This window comes from Fibrobacter sp., assembly GCF_045112255.1.
Lineage (GTDB): Bacteria > Fibrobacterota > Fibrobacteria > Fibrobacterales > Fibrobacteraceae > Fibrobacter.
Window position 1 is genome coordinate 94,212 of sequence record NZ_JBGUHR010000060.1, and the last position, 21,773, is coordinate 115,984.

44 protein-coding genes are annotated in these 21,773 nt (G+C 49.9%); 21 read left to right on the forward strand and 23 right to left on the reverse strand.

The window, feature by feature from the left end; all coding sequences use genetic code 11:
• The first annotated feature begins 114 nt into the window (after positions 1–114).
• The 6 genes from ACJMM9_RS08805 (at position 115) to ACJMM9_RS08830 (ending at position 3,810) form a co-directional block, all read left to right on the forward strand.
• On the forward strand, positions 115–342 hold the full coding sequence (locus tag ACJMM9_RS08805; RefSeq protein WP_405325848.1) for a hypothetical protein: 228 nt from the start codon (positions 115–117) through the stop codon (positions 340–342).
• Positions 339–560 carry a hypothetical protein gene (locus ACJMM9_RS08810; RefSeq protein ID WP_405325850.1) on the forward strand — a complete coding sequence of 74 codons (222 nt, stop codon included), beginning with the start codon at positions 339–341 and terminating at the stop codon, positions 558–560. The genes ACJMM9_RS08805 and ACJMM9_RS08810 overlap by 4 nt, the downstream gene beginning before the upstream one ends.
• The gene (locus ACJMM9_RS08815; RefSeq protein WP_405325852.1) at positions 560–1,147 is read left to right on the forward strand and encodes a hypothetical protein; all 588 of its coding nucleotides are present in this window, start codon (positions 560–562) and stop codon (positions 1,145–1,147) included. Before ACJMM9_RS08810 ends, ACJMM9_RS08815 begins: the two co-directional genes overlap by 1 nt.
• Complete coding sequence (locus tag ACJMM9_RS08820) at positions 1,144–1,659, forward strand: hypothetical protein (RefSeq protein WP_405325853.1); 516 nt, start codon at positions 1,144–1,146, stop codon at positions 1,657–1,659. Before ACJMM9_RS08815 ends, ACJMM9_RS08820 begins: the two co-directional genes overlap by 4 nt.
• 93 nt (positions 1,660–1,752) lie before the next feature.
• The gene (locus ACJMM9_RS08825) at positions 1,753–3,150 is read left to right on the forward strand and encodes a hypothetical protein (protein ID WP_405325855.1); all 1,398 of its coding nucleotides are present in this window, start codon (positions 1,753–1,755) and stop codon (positions 3,148–3,150) included.
• Between the two features lie 69 nt (positions 3,151–3,219).
• On the forward strand, positions 3,220–3,810 hold the full coding sequence (locus ACJMM9_RS08830) for a hypothetical protein (RefSeq protein WP_405325856.1): 591 nt from the start codon (positions 3,220–3,222) through the stop codon (positions 3,808–3,810).
• On the opposite strand, the gene ACJMM9_RS08835 is transcribed toward ACJMM9_RS08830, so the two are convergent.
• The gene (locus ACJMM9_RS08835; RefSeq protein ID WP_405325858.1) at positions 3,807–4,304 is read right to left on the reverse strand and encodes a hypothetical protein; all 498 of its coding nucleotides are present in this window, start codon (positions 4,302–4,304) and stop codon (positions 3,807–3,809) included. The two genes, ACJMM9_RS08830 and ACJMM9_RS08835, sit on opposite strands and share 4 nt — an antisense overlap.
• 79 nt (positions 4,305–4,383) lie before the next feature.
• Here ACJMM9_RS08835 and ACJMM9_RS08840 point away from each other — a divergent pair, with 79 nt between their 5' ends.
• The 9 genes from ACJMM9_RS08840 (at position 4,384) to ACJMM9_RS08880 (ending at position 9,549) form a co-directional block, all read left to right on the forward strand.
• Positions 4,384–5,274 carry a hypothetical protein gene (locus tag ACJMM9_RS08840; RefSeq protein WP_405325860.1) on the forward strand — a complete coding sequence of 297 codons (891 nt, stop codon included), beginning with the start codon at positions 4,384–4,386 and terminating at the stop codon, positions 5,272–5,274.
• Between the two features lie 79 nt (positions 5,275–5,353).
• The gene (locus tag ACJMM9_RS08845; RefSeq protein WP_405325862.1) at positions 5,354–6,058 is read left to right on the forward strand and encodes a hypothetical protein; all 705 of its coding nucleotides are present in this window, start codon (positions 5,354–5,356) and stop codon (positions 6,056–6,058) included.
• Between the two features lie 16 nt (positions 6,059–6,074).
• Complete coding sequence (locus ACJMM9_RS08850; RefSeq protein WP_405325864.1) at positions 6,075–6,734, forward strand: hypothetical protein; 660 nt, start codon at positions 6,075–6,077, stop codon at positions 6,732–6,734.
• A gap of 32 nt (positions 6,735–6,766) precedes the next feature.
• Positions 6,767–7,135, forward strand: coding sequence for a hypothetical protein (locus tag ACJMM9_RS08855; protein ID WP_405325866.1), 369 nt, complete (start codon positions 6,767–6,769; stop codon positions 7,133–7,135).
• A 16-nt stretch (positions 7,136–7,151) separates the two neighbouring features.
• The gene (locus ACJMM9_RS08860) at positions 7,152–7,955 is read left to right on the forward strand and encodes a hypothetical protein (protein ID WP_405325868.1); all 804 of its coding nucleotides are present in this window, start codon (positions 7,152–7,154) and stop codon (positions 7,953–7,955) included.
• A 1-nt stretch (position 7,956) separates the two neighbouring features.
• Positions 7,957–8,388 carry a hypothetical protein gene (locus ACJMM9_RS08865; RefSeq protein WP_405325869.1) on the forward strand — a complete coding sequence of 144 codons (432 nt, stop codon included), beginning with the start codon at positions 7,957–7,959 and terminating at the stop codon, positions 8,386–8,388.
• Between the two features lies 1 nt (position 8,389).
• On the forward strand, positions 8,390–8,749 hold the full coding sequence (locus ACJMM9_RS08870; protein WP_405325871.1) for a DUF5758 domain-containing protein: 360 nt from the start codon (positions 8,390–8,392) through the stop codon (positions 8,747–8,749).
• 9 nt (positions 8,750–8,758) lie between these two features.
• A complete protein-coding gene (locus ACJMM9_RS08875; protein ID WP_405325873.1) occupies positions 8,759–9,220 on the forward strand; it encodes a hypothetical protein in 462 nt (153 codons plus the stop codon).
• Positions 9,217–9,549 (forward strand): hypothetical protein, encoded by a 333-nt coding sequence (locus tag ACJMM9_RS08880; protein WP_405325875.1) that lies wholly within the window; start codon positions 9,217–9,219, stop codon positions 9,547–9,549. The genes ACJMM9_RS08875 and ACJMM9_RS08880 overlap by 4 nt, the downstream gene beginning before the upstream one ends.
• 49 nt (positions 9,550–9,598) lie before the next feature.
• Here ACJMM9_RS08880 and ACJMM9_RS08885 read toward each other — a convergent pair whose 3' ends face one another.
• The 4 genes from ACJMM9_RS08885 to ACJMM9_RS08900 are packed head-to-tail and all read right to left on the reverse strand — an operon-like array spanning position 9,599 to position 11,444.
• Positions 9,599–10,039, reverse strand: coding sequence for a GatB/YqeY domain-containing protein (locus ACJMM9_RS08885; protein ID WP_405325877.1), 441 nt, complete (start codon positions 10,037–10,039; stop codon positions 9,599–9,601).
• A gap of 41 nt (positions 10,040–10,080) precedes the next feature.
• Entirely contained in the window at positions 10,081–10,338 is a 258-nt protein-coding gene (locus tag ACJMM9_RS08890; protein ID WP_405325879.1) for a hypothetical protein, read from the reverse strand.
• Entirely contained in the window at positions 10,328–11,008 is a 681-nt protein-coding gene (locus tag ACJMM9_RS08895) for a hypothetical protein (protein WP_405325881.1), read from the reverse strand. The genes ACJMM9_RS08890 and ACJMM9_RS08895 overlap by 11 nt, the downstream gene beginning before the upstream one ends.
• Positions 11,009–11,018: 10 nt before the next feature.
• Positions 11,019–11,444 (reverse strand): hypothetical protein, encoded by a 426-nt coding sequence (locus tag ACJMM9_RS08900; protein WP_405325883.1) that lies wholly within the window; start codon positions 11,442–11,444, stop codon positions 11,019–11,021.
• A gap of 56 nt (positions 11,445–11,500) precedes the next feature.
• On the opposite strand from ACJMM9_RS08900, the gene ACJMM9_RS08905 reads away from it, so the two are divergent.
• Positions 11,501–11,962: a hypothetical protein gene (locus tag ACJMM9_RS08905; protein WP_405325885.1), complete on the forward strand. Its 462-nt coding sequence runs from the start codon at positions 11,501–11,503 to the stop codon at positions 11,960–11,962.
• A gap of 76 nt (positions 11,963–12,038) precedes the next feature.
• The gene (locus tag ACJMM9_RS08910) at positions 12,039–12,236 is read left to right on the forward strand and encodes a hypothetical protein (protein WP_405325887.1); all 198 of its coding nucleotides are present in this window, start codon (positions 12,039–12,041) and stop codon (positions 12,234–12,236) included.
• Here the strand turns inward: ACJMM9_RS08910 and ACJMM9_RS08915 are convergent.
• The 9 genes from ACJMM9_RS08915 to ACJMM9_RS08955 form a co-directional block, all read right to left on the reverse strand.
• A complete protein-coding gene (locus tag ACJMM9_RS08915; RefSeq protein ID WP_405325889.1) occupies positions 12,233–12,754 on the reverse strand; it encodes a hypothetical protein in 522 nt (173 codons plus the stop codon). The two genes, ACJMM9_RS08910 and ACJMM9_RS08915, sit on opposite strands and share 4 nt — an antisense overlap.
• Positions 12,755–12,763: 9 nt before the next feature.
• On the reverse strand, positions 12,764–13,249 hold the full coding sequence (locus tag ACJMM9_RS08920; protein WP_405325891.1) for a hypothetical protein: 486 nt from the start codon (positions 13,247–13,249) through the stop codon (positions 12,764–12,766).
• A gap of 1 nt (position 13,250) precedes the next feature.
• On the reverse strand, positions 13,251–13,643 hold the full coding sequence (locus ACJMM9_RS08925; protein WP_405325893.1) for a hypothetical protein: 393 nt from the start codon (positions 13,641–13,643) through the stop codon (positions 13,251–13,253).
• Positions 13,644–13,780: 137 nt separating this feature from the next.
• Positions 13,781–14,161 carry a hypothetical protein gene (locus tag ACJMM9_RS08930; RefSeq protein ID WP_405325895.1) on the reverse strand — a complete coding sequence of 127 codons (381 nt, stop codon included), beginning with the start codon at positions 14,159–14,161 and terminating at the stop codon, positions 13,781–13,783.
• Complete coding sequence (locus tag ACJMM9_RS08935; RefSeq protein WP_405325897.1) at positions 14,158–14,460, reverse strand: hypothetical protein; 303 nt, start codon at positions 14,458–14,460, stop codon at positions 14,158–14,160. Before ACJMM9_RS08935 ends, ACJMM9_RS08930 begins: the two co-directional genes overlap by 4 nt.
• Complete coding sequence (locus tag ACJMM9_RS08940) at positions 14,457–14,744, reverse strand: hypothetical protein (protein WP_405325899.1); 288 nt, start codon at positions 14,742–14,744, stop codon at positions 14,457–14,459. Before ACJMM9_RS08940 ends, ACJMM9_RS08935 begins: the two co-directional genes overlap by 4 nt.
• A gap of 309 nt (positions 14,745–15,053) precedes the next feature.
• The gene (locus ACJMM9_RS08945) at positions 15,054–15,338 is read right to left on the reverse strand and encodes a hypothetical protein (RefSeq protein ID WP_405325900.1); all 285 of its coding nucleotides are present in this window, start codon (positions 15,336–15,338) and stop codon (positions 15,054–15,056) included.
• Positions 15,331–15,780 carry a hypothetical protein gene (locus ACJMM9_RS08950; RefSeq protein ID WP_405325902.1) on the reverse strand — a complete coding sequence of 150 codons (450 nt, stop codon included), beginning with the start codon at positions 15,778–15,780 and terminating at the stop codon, positions 15,331–15,333. Before ACJMM9_RS08950 ends, ACJMM9_RS08945 begins: the two co-directional genes overlap by 8 nt.
• A complete protein-coding gene (locus ACJMM9_RS08955; RefSeq protein WP_405325904.1) occupies positions 15,777–16,319 on the reverse strand; it encodes a hypothetical protein in 543 nt (180 codons plus the stop codon). The genes ACJMM9_RS08950 and ACJMM9_RS08955 overlap by 4 nt, the downstream gene beginning before the upstream one ends.
• A 69-nt stretch (positions 16,320–16,388) precedes the next feature.
• Between ACJMM9_RS08955 and ACJMM9_RS08960 the strand changes: the two genes are divergently transcribed.
• Genes ACJMM9_RS08960 through ACJMM9_RS08970 form a run of 3 tightly spaced genes read left to right on the forward strand, consistent with a single transcriptional unit; the run spans position 16,389 to position 17,549 of the window.
• Entirely contained in the window at positions 16,389–16,727 is a 339-nt protein-coding gene (locus ACJMM9_RS08960; RefSeq protein ID WP_405325906.1) for a hypothetical protein, read from the forward strand.
• A 2-nt stretch (positions 16,728–16,729) separates the two neighbouring features.
• Positions 16,730–17,101, forward strand: a complete 372-nt coding sequence (locus tag ACJMM9_RS08965; RefSeq protein ID WP_405325908.1) for a hypothetical protein — start codon at positions 16,730–16,732, stop codon at positions 17,099–17,101.
• Positions 17,094–17,549, forward strand: a complete 456-nt coding sequence (locus tag ACJMM9_RS08970) for a hypothetical protein (RefSeq protein ID WP_405325910.1) — start codon at positions 17,094–17,096, stop codon at positions 17,547–17,549. The genes ACJMM9_RS08965 and ACJMM9_RS08970 overlap by 8 nt, the downstream gene beginning before the upstream one ends.
• A 47-nt stretch (positions 17,550–17,596) precedes the next feature.
• Here ACJMM9_RS08970 and ACJMM9_RS08975 read toward each other — a convergent pair whose 3' ends face one another.
• From ACJMM9_RS08975 to ACJMM9_RS09015, 9 genes are all read right to left on the reverse strand, one after another.
• Positions 17,597–17,767, reverse strand: coding sequence for a hypothetical protein (locus ACJMM9_RS08975; RefSeq protein ID WP_405325912.1), 171 nt, complete (start codon positions 17,765–17,767; stop codon positions 17,597–17,599).
• Entirely contained in the window at positions 17,760–18,380 is a 621-nt protein-coding gene (locus ACJMM9_RS08980; protein ID WP_405325914.1) for an AAA family ATPase, read from the reverse strand. Before ACJMM9_RS08980 ends, ACJMM9_RS08975 begins: the two co-directional genes overlap by 8 nt.
• A 2-nt stretch (positions 18,381–18,382) precedes the next feature.
• Entirely contained in the window at positions 18,383–18,613 is a 231-nt protein-coding gene (locus tag ACJMM9_RS08985) for a hypothetical protein (RefSeq protein ID WP_405325916.1), read from the reverse strand.
• Positions 18,613–18,975, reverse strand: coding sequence for a hypothetical protein (locus ACJMM9_RS08990; protein WP_405325918.1), 363 nt, complete (start codon positions 18,973–18,975; stop codon positions 18,613–18,615). Before ACJMM9_RS08990 ends, ACJMM9_RS08985 begins: the two co-directional genes overlap by 1 nt.
• Complete coding sequence (locus ACJMM9_RS08995) at positions 18,968–19,219, reverse strand: hypothetical protein (RefSeq protein WP_405325920.1); 252 nt, start codon at positions 19,217–19,219, stop codon at positions 18,968–18,970. The genes ACJMM9_RS08990 and ACJMM9_RS08995 overlap by 8 nt, the downstream gene beginning before the upstream one ends.
• 86 nt (positions 19,220–19,305) lie before the next feature.
• Positions 19,306–19,812, reverse strand: coding sequence for a hypothetical protein (locus ACJMM9_RS09000; protein WP_405325922.1), 507 nt, complete (start codon positions 19,810–19,812; stop codon positions 19,306–19,308).
• On the reverse strand, positions 19,805–20,443 hold the full coding sequence (locus tag ACJMM9_RS09005) for a hypothetical protein (protein ID WP_405325924.1): 639 nt from the start codon (positions 20,441–20,443) through the stop codon (positions 19,805–19,807). The genes ACJMM9_RS09000 and ACJMM9_RS09005 overlap by 8 nt, the downstream gene beginning before the upstream one ends.
• On the reverse strand, positions 20,428–20,895 hold the full coding sequence (locus ACJMM9_RS09010) for a hypothetical protein (RefSeq protein ID WP_405325926.1): 468 nt from the start codon (positions 20,893–20,895) through the stop codon (positions 20,428–20,430). Before ACJMM9_RS09010 ends, ACJMM9_RS09005 begins: the two co-directional genes overlap by 16 nt.
• Positions 20,892–21,449, reverse strand: coding sequence for a hypothetical protein (locus tag ACJMM9_RS09015; protein WP_405325928.1), 558 nt, complete (start codon positions 21,447–21,449; stop codon positions 20,892–20,894). The genes ACJMM9_RS09010 and ACJMM9_RS09015 overlap by 4 nt, the downstream gene beginning before the upstream one ends.
• 96 nt (positions 21,450–21,545) lie before the next feature.
• Here ACJMM9_RS09015 and ACJMM9_RS09020 point away from each other — a divergent pair.
• Positions 21,546–21,773: hypothetical protein (locus tag ACJMM9_RS09020; protein ID WP_405325930.1), on the forward strand; the 228-nt coding region annotated here is incomplete at its 3' end.

Sequence of the window (21,773 nt, forward strand, 5' to 3'; positions counted from 1 at the left end):
CGACCGATTGCCACATCATCCAGCTCGACGACTATCCGACTGGCGATTACGCCAAAGTGTGGACAGTCGAAGAATTTGTCAATAAATTCCCAGACAAGTACAAGAAGGTATAGCATGAAGAAATACATCATGGTGGTAGAGTATACCGCGTACGAGTGCCGAACCTTTGTCTACCAGTCTACCCAGTTCGACCGTGTCACGAAGCGAGAAAACTTTACCACGACCGCCAGTAGCGTTGATCGGGCAATGACCAAAGCGAAAGAGTGGTGCATTGCAAACCGCCATCCTTGGCAGGGCGAAGTCACCGTGACCAATATCTATACAGAGGAGACTTCTCGATGAGACGAAGATACGCAATGGTCGCAGAATACCACGAATTTGTGGCCTATTCCCCGAAGCTCGTACGCGAGACTTTCACAAATGAAGCGGACAATGTCCGGGAAGCCATCAATAATGTCCAAGACTACGTTATGAAGAACCGTAGTGTCGTGAGTATCTATGATGAAAAGAACAAGGACAGGGACATCGTCATAACCAACATTTACAGCGAGGAAGTATAATGCTTGCATCCATGAACACCAACCTTTCTGTGTATATCATGCCGAACGAACAGACGTTCGACGTCATCGCGCAGAAGTACGAACCGAACGACAAAGCTGCATACATCGAAAGGCTCAAGAAGGACATCTTCTACGCCGAATACCTTGGTAAGCTCGTTCCGTTGTACGAGATGCAGATGCACCAGTTCATGTACGTATTCGGCGAATACATGAGTTTCGCCACCAGCGAAGTTCCGTTCGCCCACAACAAGGTGTTCTTTGAACTCGAACACATGTGCCCTGCATACAAGGAAACTCCGGCATTGCCGCCGCAGACAAAGTACGTACTTTCTCCGAAGGCGCACCTCACCATCGACACCGGGTTTCCAGACACTACCGCAGTCCGCATCAAGTACGAGGATTTCGACGAATCCGTGTTCGCCTACTGGGGAAACCACGACCTCGAAGCCGACGTACACCTTGACGAGCAGATCGTGGACGGCGTCGAAGACCATATCTTGCGCGGAGGCCGTGGCGTGATCCATCTGCTCAACAACACCGACAAGCAGCAGACATGCAGCCTCAGCTACGCAAGGTTCGTGAAATGAAATGGACTGACGCACGAAAGACCGTTGACGACATGGTCGCCAACGGAACCCCTATCAAGCTGTCCGACAAGGAACTCGACGCCGTTTACGCGATAGCGCGTACGGCGCAGAGCGTCATCTACTCGGTCGAGATCGAAAAGCTGACCGCCGACTTCCGTAAGAAGGAACGAAAAGTCAACAAGGAATTGATGAAAATTCTTGGTCAGTTCGTGTACATCGTCGACACTTCTTTGCGCAAAGAAGTCGGCACAGAAGACTATGACAAGGTATTGTCTCCGTTCTTCGTCACGTCGATCCGCGTCTCTAACGGTCATGACCATGTCAGAATCCACGGCGAATTTGTCTGCCCTGACAACAGCGCCATGCACGAAATCGAAACTTTTGAGCTGCACGAGATCAAGAAGAACAAGATAATCTTCCGTCCGTGTCAAGTCAGCCAGACAACCGAGAATTTGTTCCGCAAGAAGTACACCGTAGGGACAATGTCCGTACTTCCGTGGGCGTGGTCATGATATGCTCCGCACAAGGCATACTCTGCCGACACAACCCCTTGATATTTCATGCAAACTTTGCTATATTTTACCACGTAACCGACGAGGTTGACGATGAGTGATCCGAACAACGTTGATATGCTTAACAAATATTTGCGAAGAATCTACACGGTACTTGCAGATTCGTTCAACGTCGACGTCCATAAGTTAAATCTCAGTGAAGTATCCCATTTCGCCACCGACTACTTGAGAAAGGATACAATGCCATCTACATGCGCGTTGGATTACTACAACAAGTACCTCGCCAAGAGCACCGAAGACCTCAGATATTCGAACGACGAGAAGTACGACAAATTCTTGCACGAGGTAGCCGACTGCTTGGAGGCTGAGTACCATATCGACAAGCGAAAGTTAGCCGAATTCACTAGCTTTCCTCAAACGTGCTGGAAGTATTACGATGAACGACCTGACGCCCACTGGACGGCAATCGAGTTCTACAACAGTTGTTCTGGCGACGAAATCGAATACATGCTACTAAAGTTACTAGAGTATTCGCACGACGATGGCTACAACCGTTTCTTGAACAAAGTCGCCGACCTGTTGGAGAGAAAGTGTTCCATCGACAAGACGAAGCTCCCCATCGGCGACTTCTGTCGGTCTTGCTTACCGAAGTACAAAAACTCCGAGAGCGTACTTGACGTCTTCAAGTTCTACAAGACCCGACTGGAAGGCGAGCCTGAGGATGTACAAGCGTTACGAAAACTCAAACCGAAGAAAACGGAGGAAAAAATGGCTACTACAAGGCGAAACGGCAGATTCTCCAAGGAAGAAGCTACTACAGAACCGACCTTTATCAATTTTGATGAGTCGGATGAATATAACCAGTACTTGAATAACGTGCTTGATGAACTTGTCAAATATGCGTCGATTGACAAGCAAGCATTCGCTAAAGAGTCTGACAAAATCGAATATTTTATCGACTACTGCCGAAACTGGTGGTATCAAGACAAGGATGCCATCGACTGCGCACAAGACTTCTACTCTTCTTTGTCCAAAGGACAGAGAGACAAACTACCGAAATTAAACACTCAAACAACAGACGAAAAGGAGACCAAAACTATGGCTACCGATAACCAGAACGCAAACGCACAGAACGTACCTACCGCAGCTCCGATCAAGAAGATCGACGCCATCGGCATGATGAAGGTCAAGATGGCCGAAAGCATGTTCAAGAAGGACGGCGAAATCGACTACAGCAAGCTCATGATGATGGACGCCATCGGCGACGACGGCAAGGTCAACCTCAACAAGGTGATTGAAGCCAAGATGAACGGCAAGATCATGAAGGCAATCGAAAGCGGTGAAGACATTCCTCTCGACAAGCTCATGATCTTCCAGGCCATGCAAGGCGGTCAGATTGACTACAATCAGATCTACATGTACAAGATCATCGGCCAGATGCTCGACGATGACGACAAGAAGGCTGACGGCAAGAAAGCTGAAACCAAGTAAGTCTTAGACATAGATGGTTGCAAGAAGACCGAGGTTCGCCTCGGTCTTTTTTATTGTAATTTCTACGTCATGGAACAAGAACTATTTAATCCCAAGAAACTTTACGCCGTCAACCACACCGACATCGCCCTCAAGAAAGATTTTACATGCCTGGTTGAGAAAGACACGGTTTGCGACCACACGACACTCTTGAAAGTATTCAAGAGCAAGGAGCGAGCCGAAAAGTTCATCAAGGACTGGTATGAAAAATGGCCGGATATCGGCATCGTGCCGAACGGCGGCGCATGCATCAACGACAAAAAGCCGTTTGACGGCGAAAGCGCCAAGGTCGAATACGCCTTGTTCGGCACTAGCCAAGTATGCGAGATATACAGCATAAAAGAAGTCGAGTTCGACGACATCGACGACGAGCCGGAGATTTCGGAAATGCAGATGGAGATCGACCGAGCCGTGATCGCCTCTTGCAACGAATACTTCAAAAAGCTTGACGACTTGAAGACAAACGACGAATTACTTCACCGTGCCATAAGCCGCGTAATTGGAAAGAAATGCTGTGAAATCACGTTCGAGGAAGAAAAGCAGCAGCTACTGTCTCACCCAGAAGTGTTGGAGTCTTTCAAGCTGTTCTTCGACGGACAGATGCTGTCGCACCTGGACTAATCGAACCAACACTTGAACGGCCTCATAGACGAATTTGGATGCGTCAGCTGCCAGTCGTCATAGTCTCGCCACGGTATTTCCACCGTGGCTTTACAGTCGGCCTTCCAGTCCTCGTATTCCTTGTCTTTCTGAATGTCTAGCGAAAGAAGGCGCAGCGTGTACGGCCTTGCGATTATGTCGTACGCCACGTCCATGTCGTAGCAGTGACCACGGTACTTCAAGACGATTCCGTCCGCTTGTCGAGTCAGCTGGGCCTCTGGGTAGAGTTCCAGAAGGTCATGCAGACGAGCTTCTAGCAGCTTCATCCGTTCATCTGGTACAACGACATGCGTATCGACCTCGCGAGCGCCTATAGCGATATCGCGAACCTTCTCGCGTTCCTCGGCAGTCATGGGACAGTCGGTAACGCACACGACGCCGTCCTTGATGAAGCTGCGGAACTTCCTGAAGTTGTGCGCAAGCTCGTTCATTAACCATTTATTCGCATACGCCATAATAAATCCGATAACTCATTTCTATGAAATATAGCATTTTTAGATTGAAATTGCTATATTTGGTGACATGAAAATCAAAATGAAATACTCACTTGGCGACCGATTCGTCGACAAGACCAGCAACGCCGAATACTTCATCGAGGAATGGCGAGCCGAACTGACCGATGAAGGTCTTAAAGTTTTCTACACCTTCCATGCCTACTGCGACAGCCGTTTCGACTTCCACCAGTTCGTCGAGGAATCCTTGATGGAGAAGCCGGGAGAGAAGTTCAACTGGAACGCGACGGAGTCGTGGTACGAGAAATACGAGCTGTCTTGCGATGAACCGCACCCTTGCGAAGTCGATGTCAGCACGGCAGACTTCAACGGCGAGGAAATCCAGCTGGACGACATCATCTATGGCGGCCTCTTATACGGCGAGCACACCCACCCAGAAGCAAGCGCACGGTTGAGCGGCCACTGGAGCCGCGTCAAGAAGATACGGTTCTCGCAAGAACGCCGTCACAACCTTGACCGAAAGACATTTTCTGTCTGGCCAGTCCATACCGATTTCGTAGTCGAGCGCCTTGGCCCGTGCTACGGCCCCGATGACGAACCTTACCAAGACGGTCGTCATGAAGCCGCCGAGTACACAGTAGGCAACCACTACGTATTCAAGACGGTGACGGACAAGTTTGTCGACATGTACGTAGCCGCTCTACGCAAGGCGAAGTACGAACGCGAACTGCTGCTCGCCGACCCCAGCACTCTTGACAAGACGGCCACCTACTTCATCTTCGACTGCCGACAAGTGCTTACCCACATGGGAATCCTCGACAAGGTGCGCGAACTGGTCAAGAAGCGGCCTCCTCGCAAGAAGACTACTCCCAAACCGAAGCCTACGAAGAAAAAGGAAGTCGACTGGGAAGCCCTGGCGCGGAAACTTGCCGCCCAGAGCGGAGTCGATATCGACGAAATGGTAAAAAGTTAATAAAAATTCCAGTCTAGTATTGACAGACTGGATTTTTATTGTTATATTCCAAGTACAAACCAAACAACAAGGACATAAAATGTTTACCGAACCGAAACAATTTCTCACAGATGAAGAACGCAAACACGCCCTTCACGACCAAGTCGACTTCAACTCCATAAGATACGCCGTGTTCAACGCCACTCGCGCTGCAACTGGACTAATCGGCTTTCTTAACGGCCTCAAGTACATGTGGAGTATCATGATTAGAGACGAAAAGCGTCTGTATCGTGCCGACAAGTATGCCAGGATGATATTCCCCAGAGCAAGGCTCAGTTGCCAGCTCCTCTTGAAGCTCCGTGACGAACACGGCATCGTCCCCAAGATTCCGGACGACCACTTCAACGGCATGACTGACAATTCGGACTTGCAATTCCTCTTTACGCACTTTCCGTACTTCATGGAGCTCAACAAACAGAAGGGCATGTACGACATCGTCCGCCTTATCAGCGCAATGGACGCAATGTCCTACCACGACTTCTTCTCTACACGTATCGGTTTCTCGAACGGAACCTACGCAAATCCGGAATACAAGGCGTACATCGGACTGCCCATCTTGGTCGCACTCGCCGAAGAGCTGACGAAGATGATGGATGATGCTGGAATCGACCAGTCAACCGACTTCGACTTGCTTTATGACGAAGCTCACGGAAAGCACGACATCGACTGGTCTATGGACGAATTCATCCCGGAAGTCACATGGGCCAAGGGCCGCAAGGAACTCACCTTCGGTAAAGACGAATAACAACAAGGACACACCAATGGCAAAGTCTGACCAGAAAGACTACATGGGCATGATCTCGTGGAACCGCCTATCTTGCGGCGCACCGCAAGCCATGTTCGGATCCGAAATCAAGACGGACTCCCCGGTCTGCATCCGCATCAGCAGGGCCTATGTCGACCACGACCTCGACAGTACCCACATAGGCGGACGGATCTGCGCAGAGTTCAAGCCCATGCTGGAAATCGAAATGACCCCTATCCAGTGGGCCGAATTCCTCACCGCTGGAAACGTGGACGGCGGTGTCCCCTGCACACTCACTCGAATCGACGGCAAGCCGACCGAGAAGGTCGAAATGCGCAACATCGCCGAGGAATACAACGTCCAGACCGAACTCACCTTCGACAAGTTCAAGGACAACCTCAGCGACTTGGAGAAGTATGTGCAAGACATCTTGCAGTCCGGCAAGCCGATGGGCAAGGCCCAGATGTCCGAACTCATCCGACAGATGCAGATCGTGCGCAGCAATACCGTCGCAAACGTCAAGTACGTGAAGCACTGCTTCAAGGAGGACATGGCGACGATGGTGGTGAAGGCCAAGGCCGAAGTCAACGCATACGCCGAACTCCGTCTGCAGAACCTGGGCGTGAAGTGCCTCATGGACGAAAACAACGGCGAAGTCACCACAAAGCTTCAGTAATTTGCTATATTTTGGACAAAGGAAACCCCATCATGAACGACCCTACTTTGGAATTTATCAACGAAATCAATCAGAAGCAAGCCGCCTTCAGCGAAGCGCCAATCACCGACGAGGAAATCATCAACGCGGTGGAAAAGGTCAAGGAAGCCATCAGGAAGATTACCGACGACCCGCTCAACTTCAATGTACATGGAATGACGCTCTACTACAAGTCCAGAGTCGACGAAAAGTACGAGCCGACCGGGATCTGCGACTTCTGGGCCGATGACGACCGCAAGAACATCCTTTTCACGATGACTGTAGCCCATTTCCAAGTCGTCGAACGCGAGCTCGGAAAGCTGCACCTTTCGGAATCGTATTCCCTCGGTCGCCACGAAGGCCACTGCCATCTTCACTGGTAAATCAAGGAGCAACACAATGCCAAGAATGACTGGATACACATGCGACATCGTCAACGGCAAGATCAATACCGCCGAAGACTACTTGAAAAGCTGTCTCTACGCCTTCGGCGTCCTCATCCGCTACCGAGACGCCGACCACGGCACGGAACTCCCTGACGAGATTCCCTTGGACACCTATCACATCAAGAACGTCGATGCCGAAAAGAAGCGTCTCGAAGAATACAAGGCTCGTACCGACGACGAATGGCGCGAAGAGCTCAGAAAGGATCTGGAACACGAGCAAGAGTCCTACAACAAGACCCTCAAGGAAAACCAGGAAATGCTCGACCGCATCAACCCAATCAAGGCGAAGATCGAGGCATGGAATGTCGACGAAAAGTATGCCGACGTGAAGAAGTTTGCGCTCGAACAGCTCAACATGACCGAACCGGACGATACCGAGTGGTACGTAGAAGGCATCAAGTCGTACGAAAAGGCCCTCTCGGACGAAACCGCGTTCCAAGAATGGAAGCAGCGTCAGATCGAAATGGCCCAGCGCGACTACGAATACGAACTGCAGCATGCCGAAGAAGACCGCCAGCGTCACAAGAAGTTCAACGACTACCTTTCCGGTTTCAAGAAGGAAATCGCCGCTCTCGGCATGACCGAGGACGAACACCGCAGCAAGGTGTACGAGATCCTTGAGAAGAAGCATGGCCGCAAGGTCAACTTCGAAATGAACGAGCAAGGCAACTACGACTGCTTCATCGAGGACTGCTACAAGGAAGGCATCAACCCGGAATACGTCGCCGACGGCATCGTCAACTCCGAAGGAAAGTAATATGTCAGACTGTATACCGAAATGGTACAAGAAGTACGGCGAGACCTTGCAGCACTGGCTGAAAGGCGACGGTAAACCGTGGAACGCAAAGAAGGACTACCGTGTCTACTGGAAGGATAACGAAGGCACGGAATACCGATTTGCGACTTACGCGGCAAACGATAACGACGCCGTCATGCAATGCGCCATGGCGCATCCAATGGTTATGCGCGAAGTCGTAAAGGTACATCCGTTCGGATACTACGACTTGGTTACCAAGGAACAGTATGCCGAAATGGTGGACGACATTCTCCAGAGGAAGCACAACTGCCGAAAGGGAACCGTCGACAACTTCTGTGGGCTAATTATACAGCATTACTGCAACGGATACTCGCCAGAATTTTCCGCCGACGGCATCATGTACGAATTGGAATACAGCTGCGAAGGAACGTAATATGGAAAGACCTACCAAGGGCTACAAGGCCGTAATCCGCTACAACGAGTTCCGCTGGTTCATCCTCGAAATGGACATTCCGGATGACGCCACGCTTATCGAGTCTGGAAGCGGTTTCTACCGTACAGACAAGGTAATTCCGAGACATTTCTACCCGACCCTCACGAAGACAGCGATTATCGACACTTCGGCCCACTCGTGGTTCGACAAGAACTTCGAGTACAAGTTAAACGAGCTCGCATCGTCGAATCTCGACAAGAATCCCAACCGGGACTGCACCGAAGGTATCCACTTTTTCGTGTCTAGGGAACAAGCAATCAACTGGGGCATGGCCAACTTTGGCCGTCTGGCCGCATTATAGGAGATCACCATGGAATGGCTACTTAAATTCAACTGCGAGTTCGACGAAGGCGATGACGAAATCAAGAGCAACCACGGATACATCTATCCGCCGGAAGGCTACAGCGAACCGCACACGAGAGTAAAGGGCGAAGACGTCTGGCTCATCGACGACACCAACAAGGAAAGCATGAAACTGCTTGCCATGTTCAACTATGCGGTGGAAGCCGAGTTCGGCGAAAACGGGAACGACGACTACGGCGACCACAATGAAAGCGAAATCACGGCAAGTCTCAAGGCCAACGAGACCTTGAAGAAGATGGGAGTGACCGACGACGAAATCGACCAGTTCATGAAGCATTATTCCATCTACGACTACTGGCCGAGAACCGAGTACGATCCCCACAACCACGAATTCGAGCTCACGCTTGTCCCGGTAAATCACCAGCCCGTCGAGATCGACGAGGACTTCCTTACGAGGCTGTGGAAATGAGCAAGAAAGAATACAAGCGTCACGAATGGAAACTTGAAAAGGTCTACTGCTACGATGAAGAAAAGTGGCGGTATCAGCCCCTGTACAAGGACAGACTCTTCTGGTTCATCCAAGGCTGGTTTGTCATTCTCGAACACGATCTCAAGTGGTGCAAGTATCCGCATGTTGACGACAAGGACTATTACAAGCTATGCGGATACGGAGACATAGTCAGCTTCGATACTCCAGAGAAAGCGCAAGAGTTCATCGAATGCTACGAGGCTCACCGCAAGAAGATGATCGACGTCGAGAACGAGCTGAAGTACAACAAATACATTAAAGTCAAATAACAAAAAAGGATCGCCGCGAAGCGATCCTTTTTCTTATTTCCAGGCCAAATTAAGCAAGCACGGAACTTACCAGCTGGGAAAGTCTCTTCTGGTCGAACTTGCCCTTGAACATCGGCGACAGTTCCTTCATCATGAGACCCATGTCGCGCTTGGTAGTGGCACCAACCTTGGCTTTGACTTCGTTTACTGCGGCGATTACATCGTCTTCGGACGCTTGTTCCGGCAGATAAGCCTTCACGACATCGAGGCGGTGCTGGGTTTCCGCTATATGATCCGTTTGGTTCGCCTTCACATACATGTCGAGGGCGTCGTTGAACTGCTTGACAGTACGGCTGGCCACGTCGATGACCATGGCGTCGTCGATGTCCTTCTTTGAGTCGATGGCGACCTTCTGAATGTCCGCCTTGAGCGTCTTCAGTATGGTGGCATCCACTGAATTCTTCGCCTTCATGTGGGCAATGATATCGTTGTTGATTTGATCAATTAACATAGTTTTAGTCCTCTGTGTTGAATGAATTACTTTAAAGAAAATTATCTCCAGTCCGCCTTGTCGAGCAAGAACTCAGAGAAGTCGCACAGCCAATTCTTGATTATCTTGTATTCCTCGATCTTTTTAGGTTTTGGCCCTATCACCCGGTACAAGAAGTACGCTGGCATGAATACGGCCTTGGCGATGTAAAGGAAGCCAAGAGCGAGCATACTCACCAAGAAGGCGATCACCGTGAACGGAAACGCCAATATCGTGATGACCCACAAGTGGAGCCACATGAGACGCTGCTTAACCGACATTCTCTACCTCGTCCGTACAGTCACCGAACACTTCGGCCTTCTGTTCCTCGCTACCGAAGTCGCGGATAAGTTCACGCCAGCTCCACTGGCAGATCTCTCCGAGCTTGTCCGTTCCGTCGCAACGACTGCACAAATGGCTGTCTTCGCGCAAGTTTGTCGGGTTGAGCGAGAGCTTCTTGATGGTCTCGATAGAGTCGTCATAGAACTTGCTAATGCGCTGCACCGCCGTGTCTACGGCATCCTTCTTCGCTTCCTCGACGCGACGGATGATTTCGTCGACGTCAACGGATTCAGCAAACGAAATTGTCGGTAGCTCGTCGTCAACCGAATTGTACTTTACTTCAAGACGGTCTTCGGCCCACGCGGTAGAGTTGCCAGTATACTTGACGCCATTGCCGTAGAAGACGATTTCCCACTTGTCGAACCGTACGTTTTCGACAGTCATGATGGTGACGCCGCCGTTGGCATCGACTTTCATGATGCGACGACCGATAAAGCTGTCAACCTTGTCGATAAATTCTTGGCCCTTTGTCAAGGTCAACACCTTGCGGATTACCTTGTCTTCAACTTGCTGTTGCTTCTTCCATCCCTGCATGGACTCGTCAGACGCCTTGCGGTATTCGTCCATGCCGTCTTCGATTTCTTTAAGAAGTTCGATGTTAGTTGCCATGGTTTGTCTCCTAAATGTTGATGTCTGTGTAGCACCAGCTCTGGGGCGCACGTCTCAGACCGAAGTCTTCCAGAGTCATCAGCTGGTTGTTGTTAAACTTAGTATTTGTTCCGATGCGCCAAGCGAAGATACTGTCCGACTTTCCTTGATATTTAACCAAGTCGGCAAACGGTACACGACCCATCTTCACCAAGACGTCGTCCTCGGTTATGCCGTGTGTGTCCACACGATCCACGTCAGCCAGTTCAAAATATCCGGTGATGCATCCGTACGGGGCCGTCTCGTACATGTACACACGAACACGGTCTTCCTTGTGCAACGGATTATAGTTGATCTGCCTTGGGATGGACTTACGCCATTCTACTTGTTTCTCGCAAGAATAGATGAGTTCTGCCCATTCCGGATGTATAGAAAGTAATATGTTTGTTGTGCCCATGCCCAAAATATAGCAAAATATAGACACCGTGTCAGCAATTTGCTATATTTTCGGACATGGAACTACAACAATCACACTATCAAGCACTCATCGTCACCAGGAACGGCTGCGTCCATTCCATCAGCACGGTCATTCACGACAATGAAAGACATGGCATCGCCAACAGCCACGGATACACGCTGCACTTCAACTATAATGACTTCATTGAGGACGGCTATGCTATCGATGCCAACGGCGACCCCAAGTCCGAATACGTGGATTTCGCATTCTTGAATGATGGCCACATATTCGACAAGATCGAATACGTACTTGGCAAGGACGTCGCAATAAAGGTCGTATACAACGTGTTCCAGATGACGGCCTTGGAACAGTTGATGAGCCATGAATCAGTCAAGGAACAACTGCTCGGCATATTCAACACGATCATTCGAAAAACGTGTTTGTATATCGCGGATAAGTCTCATGAGGAAGACAACTCTATACTAGCGCACACGAACAATTTTCGGTATGACATGTGATACAGAACAAGCAGTGACTAAGGTCACTGCTTTTTTAGTATAAATGCTGCTATATTGTGGATAAACGAGTTTTAGTATGAGCAACGATTTATCCACAACTCTCACGCTTCTTGCCGCGCAGAACGCTGGCTCCGACGGCGCAGCCTTCACCTATGGATTGATGGCTCCAGGCGCACTGGTAGCACTGTTCTTCCTCGCAATGGTAATTGCCATCGGACTGCTGTCATGGCTGTTCGACTTCATCACCGATCACGACGACTACTACGTCCCCTAGATGCGCTTGACGGCCTTTGCAGTCTTGCCTTTCTCTCGCCATTCATCGAATTCTTGGCGTCTGATACGTGCAGCTTCTATCTCATTGCGCTGATCCCCAGCATGAGCTTTGGCTTTCGCAGCAACCTTTTCGGCGAACTCATACGACCATAGAGCATAACTACTTGGCGCGTCCGCAGCACCAAATATGCCAGTCGAATGTCCATCTTCATCGACATAGCTCCATTCTGGCTTCTTTTTGAATGTAATAGGAGTCCTAGCGCCGAACCGATTCTCCCAGCAGAACCACCCACTACCGAACGGCTCCGAGCCCTTGTCAATGTCGATCTGCATCGGCTTGCCGTATCCGGCATAATAGCCGTACTGGCGAACCGCATACTGACCGTCGATTTCGACGATTTCTACAGTGCCCAGCTCCGCATCTAGCTTTATTTCCGGTTCCCTAGTAGACCACCAGCAAAAGAGGAACAACAAGGCACCGACAATCAACACGGCAATCATCATTTCTGACCCAGTCATACAGCCTCCTTACCACAGCTTCTTGACCGCTTCCACGCTGTCGGCCTCGGCAGACGGCAGCATGTCACGGAGCCAGTTCAGACGGTGACAGAATTCCTGAATAGTAAGCACGGTCTCGCCTTCCTTGCGCTTGCCCACGCTATGCGTGAAAGTGGCATTTCCGGCGGCACGGAGCGCACAGCGGAATCCTTGGTTCTGGAACAGCGCCAGATAGGCACGGTCGAGAAGGTCTTGGTATTCCTTGGAACGTCGTCCGATCTTTTCACCACGCCAGTACAGCGTCTGCTTCTTCTGCCAGTTCTTGCCCTTTCCGGCGCGTTTGGCGGCTATGCCGATAAGGGAGCATACATGTTCTTGCATGTCTGGATTGGAGAACTTCAGCGACTGCAAGAAGCCTTCCATAGAAGCGCAGCGTACGCCGTCGATGACGAACTCGTGCGCTGCGAAGTTGCTCAACGAGCAAGACGGATATGCGTTCTGTGATCCTACGTCCATACTAACCTCTACTTTTTTCTCGGATAACATAAAACTTACGTTTTCCGTGTCTAATCACGTCGCCATCTACTAAAATCCAAGGAACAGTGGCGTCTTCGACGGTCGCCGCTTTATCCATCAAGCCACTAAGGATAGTTCCGCCAATGGATGCATAAGGCTTTCCTTCACCTTCAAAACAGCAAACCGCCAATCCTCGGTTCTTTACCGCATTGCGAACTTCAGTTTTTGACTTGTAGATTCCAGCCGACACCAGTTCATCTGCCAGCGTTCGCCAACCAGCAGTATTGGGAGTCACCGTTACCATCGTATCGGGAGCATCAAGACACGACTGTACCCAATTCGGTACGTCTTTAGTGTCATCGGTGAGTTCAAACGTTTCAACTTTCAAAATCATTTCCCCTTGCGGTTTGATCCAATGGCCTCTTGGATCAAGTCTACGGCCAAGTCATTGTACTTCGGTTTCATCTGTACCTTCATGTTGTTTGGTTTGTACAGAAAATATAACTCTTATTTTCGAGTTTGTCAAGTGGTTTATGTAACTTTTTCTTCAGTAACCAGCTTTATGGCCTTGTTCGCAGCCTCCACGAGGCTATCTAGCGTATGGTTATGGTCGATCATCAGCGTTGTATTGTGGTGCGACACGCTGTACATCACGGAGTCGTCCTCGTGGTCGACAACACGACATGCTGTGATCTTCAACTCATCTGGGCAAAACAAGTTGAAGTCCAGCCACTGACGCCTGACCGAAATATCTACGAAACATTCATTAAACTTGATCTTGGCCAGCTTCGGGGCCATTTCGTCAAACAGCTTTCGGAAGTCGGATTCGACTGGCGGAGTCTCGCGCCATTCCGCTTCAAGATTCTTCTTGAACGCGGCTTCAAGCATCTTGTATCGTGCTCTCTTGGTCAATTGTTCTCCTCCCAAAATACTAGGTCTTCCGGCCAGAATATCGTGATGTGGGTATATTCGTCACTATCCATGGCCTCTTTGCGTCCTCGACCTACCGCCGATGAACTGACCGTATAGTCTTCGTCTTCAAGGGCAGACTTGATACGGTCTTTAAGCGCACGAGGAACCTTTACGATAACGGATTCTTGCTTCGCCTCGGCAGCTGTGAGAATCTGCGTTTCAATCTGGTTCATCGCGTTAACGAACGCAGTATCATCTTTTGGGAAATACTTGTTGCGGAGTTCCTTGGCGTTAATCATAAGTTGATCCTCACGTTCGGTATCTGGGTGTGCATTTCGTGCAACTTGCCGACAAGCGCGATATGTTCCTCGATCTCGTGAAGCTTGGCATCATCGGCCTTGGTGTGGCCAAACGTGCCGACATAGTCGAACTGGCGTAGATAGTCATTTCCTTCGGTATCTATCCAGTAAAGATAGTACCCATCGTCCAATGCCTTCTTTAAGTCTTCGATACAGCGAATGGCTCTTCCCTGACGGTACTTCACCGGATTCGGTAGGCTCTTGAGTTCTGCTAGAAAGTTCATCTTCGATCCTCTTGCCGCATTCGTCGGCTATGCAAGCCAACGTCCGTTCGGCATTATTAACTTGTGCCAATTCCTCGTCTGACATAATGTACGTCGAGCCTGGTCTCGTCGCGACGTACATCGTCATCATCCGGTAATACGGATCCGCCGTCGCATTGAACATATCTATGTACCGCCTATGCGCATCGATATCCGTATCAATGCCGCCGTGCGTGGCCGCATTGTAGCAAGCCACTCGTATACGACAGATGTGCTCGGTCAGCGCACGGAGCACTGGGTCGCGCTCGTAGTCGAAAAACGGCGTCATCACTATTCCTTGGCGAACTTGAGGATTTCCTCGTGTTCGCGGTGCATGAGCGCGGCGACCTTCTTGTACGAGTCGGACATGGCCTCTTGAGTGAAACCTCGCCAGATGGTCTTGGCCGGATAGACGGACTTGACCGTACCGTCGTCTTCGACTTCAATTACGATCACGTAGCCGAAGATGTGAAGGAATGAATTGACAAAGCGGAACAATCCGGTTTCGCGGAATTCGTTCCAGTCAATCTTCACGATAGGATTGTCAGCGGAAAGCTGCTTGGATTCATCAGCCATTGGGAATCTCCTTATATTCAAAAATGTGTTCGACAGTCACGCCAGCGGCTTCGGCTTGGGAGAGAACATTCTCAAGCATGCGCTTGGCCATGGTAGCGAGCTTCTGCTCGCTGATAGCTCCGTTCGGAGTCATGATAATGCGCATGATGGTGTTGACTTTCTGCGCGTTGATCAGAACCGGAATGGAGACCAGCTGTTCCAGATGGTAAAGGACGATAGCCATTTTCGACTTCGCGTCGTCCGTACACTGGTCGATAAGCGTTGTCAGCCACTGGAAGGTCTCTTCTATGGTCGTAAAGTGGAACAGCTGGTACAGGCAGCCCTTTACGTTCTGACGCAAGGCATCGTCAGTAATTTCATGGACGGCGTCCACGATGAAGACAAACTTGCCTTGAGCGCCCAGCTCGTTGACCTTGTTAAACAGTTCTTCGTATTCGTTCATACTAGCCCCTTCTTCGCCATGATATCTGGTCTTGACATGAATTTCGGACTGCACACTCGGTCAATCATGCTGGTGTCGACCGACGGACAGTCAATGGTCTTGGTTTCTTCGATGATCGAGGCGTAGGTCGGCTTGTAATCAAGAACACGGACAACTTCATTCTCCGCATCCTTGATTATGTCCTTGTATTCCTTGTACGCGACCCTGGCGCGTTCGGCAATAACTGCGGCCATGGCCTCATCCATCGCCACCATGGCGTCGGCGCGAAAATCGAACTTCTTGACTAGAGTCCATCCGGCATCGAGCATGTAATAGTCTGGGTCAGTACTGCCAGGAATATCCCGAACGTAATAATGCTCCAGACCATACTTGCCGCCGCCAAGCTGGACGACTCGGTACGGCCAGCACAAGTTCTGAATGTACCGATCGTACACCTTGCGTTTGCTGTAATGCCAGAACAGCAGCTTTCCGACGATGACGGCAACGGCTATAAATACGATAATGCCGATAATAAGCATGGTTAAATGATAATCACTCATGCAGACAAATATAGCAAATCGTTGACCGATTGTCATCTTTTTGCTATATTGGTTTCTACGAGGTAGAAAATGAATACGATTTACGATATCAACGACAACATCTTCGAACCGACCTTCAAGGAACGGAACAATGTTCGTCAATCCGAAGCCACTTACGACAAAATCAAGGACTATGTGGTCTGGTGCAAACTCGATATTGAAAAGAAGTTGAAGGAACTCTGCCCAGATCTGAAATATCAGATGAAAATCTGGGAACACGAACCCACGCAGCTGTTCCTGTTGCAGTTCGTAGTGTCTCTTGAAGACGGCCCTCATTACATTAACAATTACTTTACGTGGAACCCCAAGCTTACGGACGTGCAGTTCAAAGGCACTATCTACGACCCAACTCAATACAAGGAGAAATAACTATGGGACTCTTATCTATCTTCTTCAAACCAGACATGGAACCGCTCGGCAAAATCGGCAAGTTGATGATGTGCGGACAGTACGAGCAGTGCTCCAAGTATCTCCAAGAAGAAAATCCGAAGAAGCTCAGCCGCTGCTTGAACTACCAGATCGGCGTCAAGAAAAAGCAGGGCAAGGACGGCATGCATGCGTACCAGCTTCTCGTGGAAATCTTCTATCTCAGATTCCGCAAGCATGCTCGACGCTACGACCCGGAATACTACAACCAGTGCAAAAAGAATGCGTCGGAAAACGACCGTCCGATGTGCTACGAAGTACAGCAGATGGCTCCGTACTTCGCCGACGCGAAGGAATGGAATACGAACAATGATTAACTTGGCACCGCACAAGACGACCGTGTTCATTTCCGGCTCGTCACGCATCAAGAAGCTCAACGACGAAATGAAGAAGTGCCTCGACGCCCTCATGCAGAGGGACGTGCGAGTGATAGTGGGCGACTGCTTCGGTATCGACCACTTGGCTCAGATGTACCTCAAGAAGAACGGCTTCTCCGACGTGACGGTCTACTGTTCCACCGAGAAGCCGCGCAAGTGCGAGTTCCCCAACGTAAAGTCCATGTGGGCTGAATCGCAAGGCAAGACTGGCGAGGATTTCTACCAAGTGAAGGACAAGGCCATGTGCAACGAGTGCGACGAGGCCATCGCCTTCTGGAATGGCTATTCGTACGGCGTGAAGTGCAACATAGACCGAGTACGTGCGATGAACAAGCCTATGACGGTAATCCTTGAAGAACAACCGATGCCGGAAGGATACGGCAAGTAAGTTTCAATACCAGAATACAACAAAGGCGGCCTTTCGGTCGCCTTTTCCTATTCTATCGGGAACGCGGCTGGGTTGACAACGTATGGATTCGTTCGGTCGTCATCGTCGGTATCCTTCCGAGGACTGGTCGGATAACTCAGACGGCGGTGCGGTGTCGGCCACAACGCTCCAGACTTCGTCACCAAGTATTCCTTACCATCGATCGTCACCCTATTCATCCGCATCGCCTATGTTGGCCCATTCCTTAGAATGGCGTTCAGCTTCGACACGCATAAGTTCGCGAGTCTCCAGCAAATCCTTGATGAACAAGTAAATACGGTCGTACCCTTCTTGGTCGCCATCATACTCTATCAAGCTGTACTGTTTGGACTCAGCGCGTTCCAGCAAAAGCTTTTTGACCGTTGCGTCGATCTTCTTGGCTTCTTCCTCGGTCTGGTTACGGCCATTGGTATTGTATGGCTTCACTCGGTTCAAGAAGATTTCAATCGTACTACCAGCCGGATACTGGTCAGCCTCTTCCAGACAAGCTAATCCGAGCTGCGGACGACCGATCAAGTCGGCGTATATCTTGCCCAAGACGATCGGCGAGTCGGTGATGATTACATCGACCTTTCCGAAGCAGCGTGATATACGGAACGATTGCTTGCCAGAAATGTAGAACTGGCACTTGAAGGCTTCCGTGTTATTCTCCCAGACCTTGTCCTTCGCGAACTCGGTCACGTATTCAGCGTCGATGCCAGCCATCTTCAGCTTCGAGAAGATGTAGGCTGCGCCGCTCGACTTCCCAGTGCCTGGGCCGCCGTACAAGTTAACTATTAACGTGTTCTTCATGTTTACCTCTTGTCCATTTTATCGATGGTCATGAGGGTTCCTCCAAGGATCCACCACCAGACCATCAAAGCAACAAACCACGTCGCCTCGGAAAACTCATATCCGAAATACGTCGTCAGTACTCCCATGATTTCCAACGGCAACATGGCTACAGCCGCAACCAATACGCAAGCGAGCGTGATCATCAATAACCAGCCCAAATTACGTCCTAGATGCTTAACAAACTCTTTCATTATTCTTCATCCCTTTGTTTTTTAAACTCATCCAACTTGGCGCGTACAGCTTTCTTGTGGTCTTCCCATTGCCGATCGATTTCCATTGGACTTTTGTGTTCAAAGCCAAATTCTTTTTGTCGTTTGTCCAATTCAAACTTAAATGCCAGCATGTGTTCATGGCCGCTCTTCATGGCACGTACGGCAGTATCTGCACTGTCGGCAACCTGGTATGCCATGTGCCGCCAAAATTCAACTTCATTCATGATAGGGAAGCCTTGATATTTAGCGTAAGCTGCATTAAGCTTTTCTTTGTACGTACCCTTGGCCGTGAAGTATTCTTCGTTAAGATATTTAATCTCGGCCATTTTCGTATTATCCATTCGTCTCCTCCAAGTTGATATACACGTCCAGCACGACTTCGCGCATGTCGTTATCCACGGATACTCCCTTGACTTCGCTCAAGCGCGTGTCAAGCTGGTAAGCACCTCGGTTGTACGTACGACCGAAACGGTCATAGCCATCCGGTACGGCAATCGAGCCTTCTTGAGCATCGATACGGACAACGTAATCGTCCGGCACATCCTTCAATGCGTCTTTCAATTCCTTTGCTTTAATTCCGAACATAATCACCTCACATGAACAGTCGGGCAGCACCGACAAGTACTACAAACAAATACACGGCGACAATTGCCTTATCCATCCAATCCATATCATCCTTCTGACGACAAATGAATTTCACTCAAGTCGATTTCTGGTTCCGAGTCATTACCATCATCGTCGACTTCCTCGGCACGAGGCTTCCTCGACACTTTCTTGGTCGCCTTCTTGGCAGTCGTCTTCTTGACAGTCTTCTTCGTCGCCGCCTTTTGACCAGCCGACAGTTCAGCCAGTTTGTCTTGCATCTGCTTAATCAGCTCTTTCTTCAACTGTTCGCCAAAGTCATCCCAGAACTCCTCGACCTTTTTAATCAGCGCATCTGCCATCTCGCCTTCGGGAAGTTCCTTCTGGATGATATAGTTGTTGCGGCCACGAACGAATCTATCAGTAAGTTCTTTGTCCGTAACGACTGGCACCGTCTTTGCATCAACCGTATTACCAGATTTCAGCATGTAGAACAAGCCTATGTCGTCAAGATTGGTAGCCATCAACGGCAGTCCGGTGTCTCCCATGTCAGAAGACATCTTGTTGTAGATTGGTACATATACGCACTTACTCATTTTCGCCTCCGCACAACACCTTGAAGATGTCGATATTAGACATTACGTTGCCACAGTAGTCCTTGAAGTCCTTCTCGATTGTCTCGATGCCGACTATGCTGATAAGTGTCAGCTGAGTGTGGTGATAATGGAAGTTTGCGACTACCGCTTGATCCTTATGGCCGACACCGTTGACACGGAGCATCGGCCCTTCCAGCCACAGAGTCTCGTACGGAGAAGGCGCTGCAGCCCCACGAGCCATATAGACACGCTGCACGTACATGTACTCATGTTCTCGGTCGAACGGACGGATGAACTTGTGCAGAACGGCGTCCTCGACGAGCTTGCGAATCTTCTCCGACACCTCGTCGTACTCCTTGAACTTATCCTCTTGGTGCTTGTAAATGGAAATGTCGCTGTTATACAGCCGAACCAGCATCTGTTCTTCTTCCGTAGTTCGTTCATACTGCGGAATGGCGGCCAAGGTGTCACGAAGCTTTACACGGCTTGCGGTCACCGAACCTTGCTTCAGCTTGTCGTACTTGGCGTCGATGCCTTCGTAACTTTTCATATAAGTGTCGATCATCGCCATCGTGACGCTGTCGATACGGCGGCCTACTGGCTGATGTCCAATTATTATAGGTGTGTCCATAGCGGCCTCAACATAAAGTAAATAAATACACCGATTCCAAACAAACTACCAATTCCCAGTATCCAAAATACAACATTAACGATCGGGTCGACGATTGCTTGTATACGATGGAATCGTTCCATCTCTTTGCGTTCTCGTTCCCAGCGTTCATTTTCCCACTTAATCATCTGGTCGCGCTGACGCATAGACGATTTCGCTTGTCGCTCCCAGTATTCCTTGCGCATTTTCAAGAACTCGATCATGTGGGGATCCGTTTCATTCTGGATTTCCTTGTCGATACCAGAAATCATCGACCCAGCGCGAGCGATCCTCTCGTTATAGGAAGCATACCAGTTATGACGCTCCGTATTGCCTTTCGACTTCTTGGCAGCCTCTTCCTCTTCCTCTCGGCGTTTCTGCGCATGTATGGCGGCAAGCGCACAGTTCGCCGCCGCTATTCCAGCACTGCTCATCGTTTCTTCCTCCTACGAGGTTTGATCGTCTTGGCAAAGTCGGTCGACTTAACGAACTTCTTGGCGGAGTCCGGATAAAGATACCGAAGTGCCTTGTAGATGCCGTCTGGGGTTGTGCAAACTGGCGGAAGCGCATGACAATCGAACAGCGGAGGAAATCTACGGTCAATCAGACGTCTTGCTTGACCGGGATGCTTTTCGCGCCATTCGCGCTCCTCGCGTTCCCAGTCTGCTATGATTTTCTTGCGCTCTTCGGCCCACTTCCTTGCTTCGATGGCTCGTTGACGTTCTTCCTTGTTACGGCGCTTGCGCTCCTCGACGACGTCGTGTATCTTGGATACCGGAATACCAGCGGAAGGAACTTCCTTGATGACATATTCATCTGGGCCAGCTTCCTCGTTCTTGCAGCGAGCCAGCTCAATCTCGTAGTCTTCCTGACTACGGAAGTAGCCGCAGAACCATTCCTTGCCGTTAGGATAGATACGGTAAAGTTCGTAGCAGCGTTCCTTGTAGTGGAGCTTGGCTCCCTTGTATTCTATAACTTTTACACCCATCAGATCTTAACCTTTTCCAGAAACCATTTGGTGAATCGAGACAACGGATTCCTCAAGTCCTCGCCCTCGCGGCAAGTCGGCCCCAAGAATCTGTATATGCTGCAGATCAGCCAGCGAACTCCTTCGCCGATCAATTCGGTCACGACGGCGACCGACATGACCAGTACCGTTGCCAGCCACGCAATTCCGTATAAAATCACGAACGACAACGACAGAAAGGAGATGCAGCAGCCCCACAAGTATCGTAGAAAGAATATCCAGAAGTTCTTATTCATGCAACCAAATATAGCAAAAACAATTACACCAGTCAATTTATTTGCTATA

Excerpts from the sequence above, each read along its gene's own strand:
- ACJMM9_RS08805 (WP_405325848.1), top strand. The coding sequence starts at position 115 with ATGAAGAAATACATCATGGTGGTAGAGTATACCGCGTACGAGTGCCGA.
- ACJMM9_RS08810 (WP_405325850.1), top strand. The coding sequence starts at position 339 with ATGAGACGAAGATACGCAATGGTCGCAGAATACCACGAATTTGTGGCC.
- ACJMM9_RS08815 (WP_405325852.1), top strand. The coding sequence starts at position 560 with ATGCTTGCATCCATGAACACCAACCTTTCTGTGTATATCATGCCGAAC.
- ACJMM9_RS08820 (WP_405325853.1), top strand. The coding sequence starts at position 1,144 with ATGAAATGGACTGACGCACGAAAGACCGTTGACGACATGGTCGCCAAC.
- ACJMM9_RS08825 (WP_405325855.1), top strand. The coding sequence starts at position 1,753 with ATGAGTGATCCGAACAACGTTGATATGCTTAACAAATATTTGCGAAGA.
- ACJMM9_RS08830 (WP_405325856.1), top strand. The coding sequence starts at position 3,220 with ATGGAACAAGAACTATTTAATCCCAAGAAACTTTACGCCGTCAACCAC.
- ACJMM9_RS08835 (WP_405325858.1), bottom strand. The coding sequence starts at position 4,304 with ATGGCGTATGCGAATAAATGGTTAATGAACGAGCTTGCGCACAACTTC.
- ACJMM9_RS08840 (WP_405325860.1), top strand. The coding sequence starts at position 4,384 with ATGAAATACTCACTTGGCGACCGATTCGTCGACAAGACCAGCAACGCC.
- ACJMM9_RS08845 (WP_405325862.1), top strand. The coding sequence starts at position 5,354 with ATGTTTACCGAACCGAAACAATTTCTCACAGATGAAGAACGCAAACAC.
- ACJMM9_RS08850 (WP_405325864.1), top strand. The coding sequence starts at position 6,075 with ATGGCAAAGTCTGACCAGAAAGACTACATGGGCATGATCTCGTGGAAC.
- ACJMM9_RS08855 (WP_405325866.1), top strand. The coding sequence starts at position 6,767 with ATGAACGACCCTACTTTGGAATTTATCAACGAAATCAATCAGAAGCAA.
- ACJMM9_RS08860 (WP_405325868.1), top strand. The coding sequence starts at position 7,152 with ATGCCAAGAATGACTGGATACACATGCGACATCGTCAACGGCAAGATC.
- ACJMM9_RS08865 (WP_405325869.1), top strand. The coding sequence starts at position 7,957 with ATGTCAGACTGTATACCGAAATGGTACAAGAAGTACGGCGAGACCTTG.
- ACJMM9_RS08870 (WP_405325871.1), top strand. The coding sequence starts at position 8,390 with ATGGAAAGACCTACCAAGGGCTACAAGGCCGTAATCCGCTACAACGAG.
- ACJMM9_RS08875 (WP_405325873.1), top strand. The coding sequence starts at position 8,759 with ATGGAATGGCTACTTAAATTCAACTGCGAGTTCGACGAAGGCGATGAC.
- ACJMM9_RS08880 (WP_405325875.1), top strand. The coding sequence starts at position 9,217 with ATGAGCAAGAAAGAATACAAGCGTCACGAATGGAAACTTGAAAAGGTC.
- ACJMM9_RS08885 (WP_405325877.1), bottom strand. The coding sequence starts at position 10,039 with ATGTTAATTGATCAAATCAACAACGATATCATTGCCCACATGAAGGCG.
- ACJMM9_RS08890 (WP_405325879.1), bottom strand. The coding sequence starts at position 10,338 with ATGTCGGTTAAGCAGCGTCTCATGTGGCTCCACTTGTGGGTCATCACG.
- ACJMM9_RS08895 (WP_405325881.1), bottom strand. The coding sequence starts at position 11,008 with ATGGCAACTAACATCGAACTTCTTAAAGAAATCGAAGACGGCATGGAC.
- ACJMM9_RS08900 (WP_405325883.1), bottom strand. The coding sequence starts at position 11,444 with ATGGGCACAACAAACATATTACTTTCTATACATCCGGAATGGGCAGAA.
- ACJMM9_RS08905 (WP_405325885.1), top strand. The coding sequence starts at position 11,501 with ATGGAACTACAACAATCACACTATCAAGCACTCATCGTCACCAGGAAC.
- ACJMM9_RS08910 (WP_405325887.1), top strand. The coding sequence starts at position 12,039 with ATGAGCAACGATTTATCCACAACTCTCACGCTTCTTGCCGCGCAGAAC.
- ACJMM9_RS08915 (WP_405325889.1), bottom strand. The coding sequence starts at position 12,754 with ATGACTGGGTCAGAAATGATGATTGCCGTGTTGATTGTCGGTGCCTTG.
- ACJMM9_RS08920 (WP_405325891.1), bottom strand. The coding sequence starts at position 13,249 with ATGGACGTAGGATCACAGAACGCATATCCGTCTTGCTCGTTGAGCAAC.
- ACJMM9_RS08925 (WP_405325893.1), bottom strand. The coding sequence starts at position 13,643 with ATGATTTTGAAAGTTGAAACGTTTGAACTCACCGATGACACTAAAGAC.
- ACJMM9_RS08935 (WP_405325897.1), bottom strand. The coding sequence starts at position 14,460 with ATGATTAACGCCAAGGAACTCCGCAACAAGTATTTCCCAAAAGATGAT.
- ACJMM9_RS08940 (WP_405325899.1), bottom strand. The coding sequence starts at position 14,744 with ATGAACTTTCTAGCAGAACTCAAGAGCCTACCGAATCCGGTGAAGTAC.
- ACJMM9_RS08945 (WP_405325900.1), bottom strand. The coding sequence starts at position 15,338 with ATGGCTGATGAATCCAAGCAGCTTTCCGCTGACAATCCTATCGTGAAG.
- ACJMM9_RS08950 (WP_405325902.1), bottom strand. The coding sequence starts at position 15,780 with ATGAACGAATACGAAGAACTGTTTAACAAGGTCAACGAGCTGGGCGCT.
- ACJMM9_RS08955 (WP_405325904.1), bottom strand. The coding sequence starts at position 16,319 with ATGAGTGATTATCATTTAACCATGCTTATTATCGGCATTATCGTATTT.
- ACJMM9_RS08960 (WP_405325906.1), top strand. The coding sequence starts at position 16,389 with ATGAATACGATTTACGATATCAACGACAACATCTTCGAACCGACCTTC.
- ACJMM9_RS08965 (WP_405325908.1), top strand. The coding sequence starts at position 16,730 with ATGGGACTCTTATCTATCTTCTTCAAACCAGACATGGAACCGCTCGGC.
- ACJMM9_RS08970 (WP_405325910.1), top strand. The coding sequence starts at position 17,094 with ATGATTAACTTGGCACCGCACAAGACGACCGTGTTCATTTCCGGCTCG.
- ACJMM9_RS08975 (WP_405325912.1), bottom strand. The coding sequence starts at position 17,767 with ATGAATAGGGTGACGATCGATGGTAAGGAATACTTGGTGACGAAGTCT.
- ACJMM9_RS08980 (WP_405325914.1), bottom strand. The coding sequence starts at position 18,380 with ATGAAGAACACGTTAATAGTTAACTTGTACGGCGGCCCAGGCACTGGG.
- ACJMM9_RS08985 (WP_405325916.1), bottom strand. The coding sequence starts at position 18,613 with ATGAAAGAGTTTGTTAAGCATCTAGGACGTAATTTGGGCTGGTTATTG.
- ACJMM9_RS08990 (WP_405325918.1), bottom strand. The coding sequence starts at position 18,975 with ATGGATAATACGAAAATGGCCGAGATTAAATATCTTAACGAAGAATAC.
- ACJMM9_RS08995 (WP_405325920.1), bottom strand. The coding sequence starts at position 19,219 with ATGTTCGGAATTAAAGCAAAGGAATTGAAAGACGCATTGAAGGATGTG.
- ACJMM9_RS09000 (WP_405325922.1), bottom strand. The coding sequence starts at position 19,812 with ATGAGTAAGTGCGTATATGTACCAATCTACAACAAGATGTCTTCTGAC.
- ACJMM9_RS09005 (WP_405325924.1), bottom strand. The coding sequence starts at position 20,443 with ATGGACACACCTATAATAATTGGACATCAGCCAGTAGGCCGCCGTATC.
- ACJMM9_RS09010 (WP_405325926.1), bottom strand. The coding sequence starts at position 20,895 with ATGAGCAGTGCTGGAATAGCGGCGGCGAACTGTGCGCTTGCCGCCATA.
- ACJMM9_RS09015 (WP_405325928.1), bottom strand. The coding sequence starts at position 21,449 with ATGGGTGTAAAAGTTATAGAATACAAGGGAGCCAAGCTCCACTACAAG.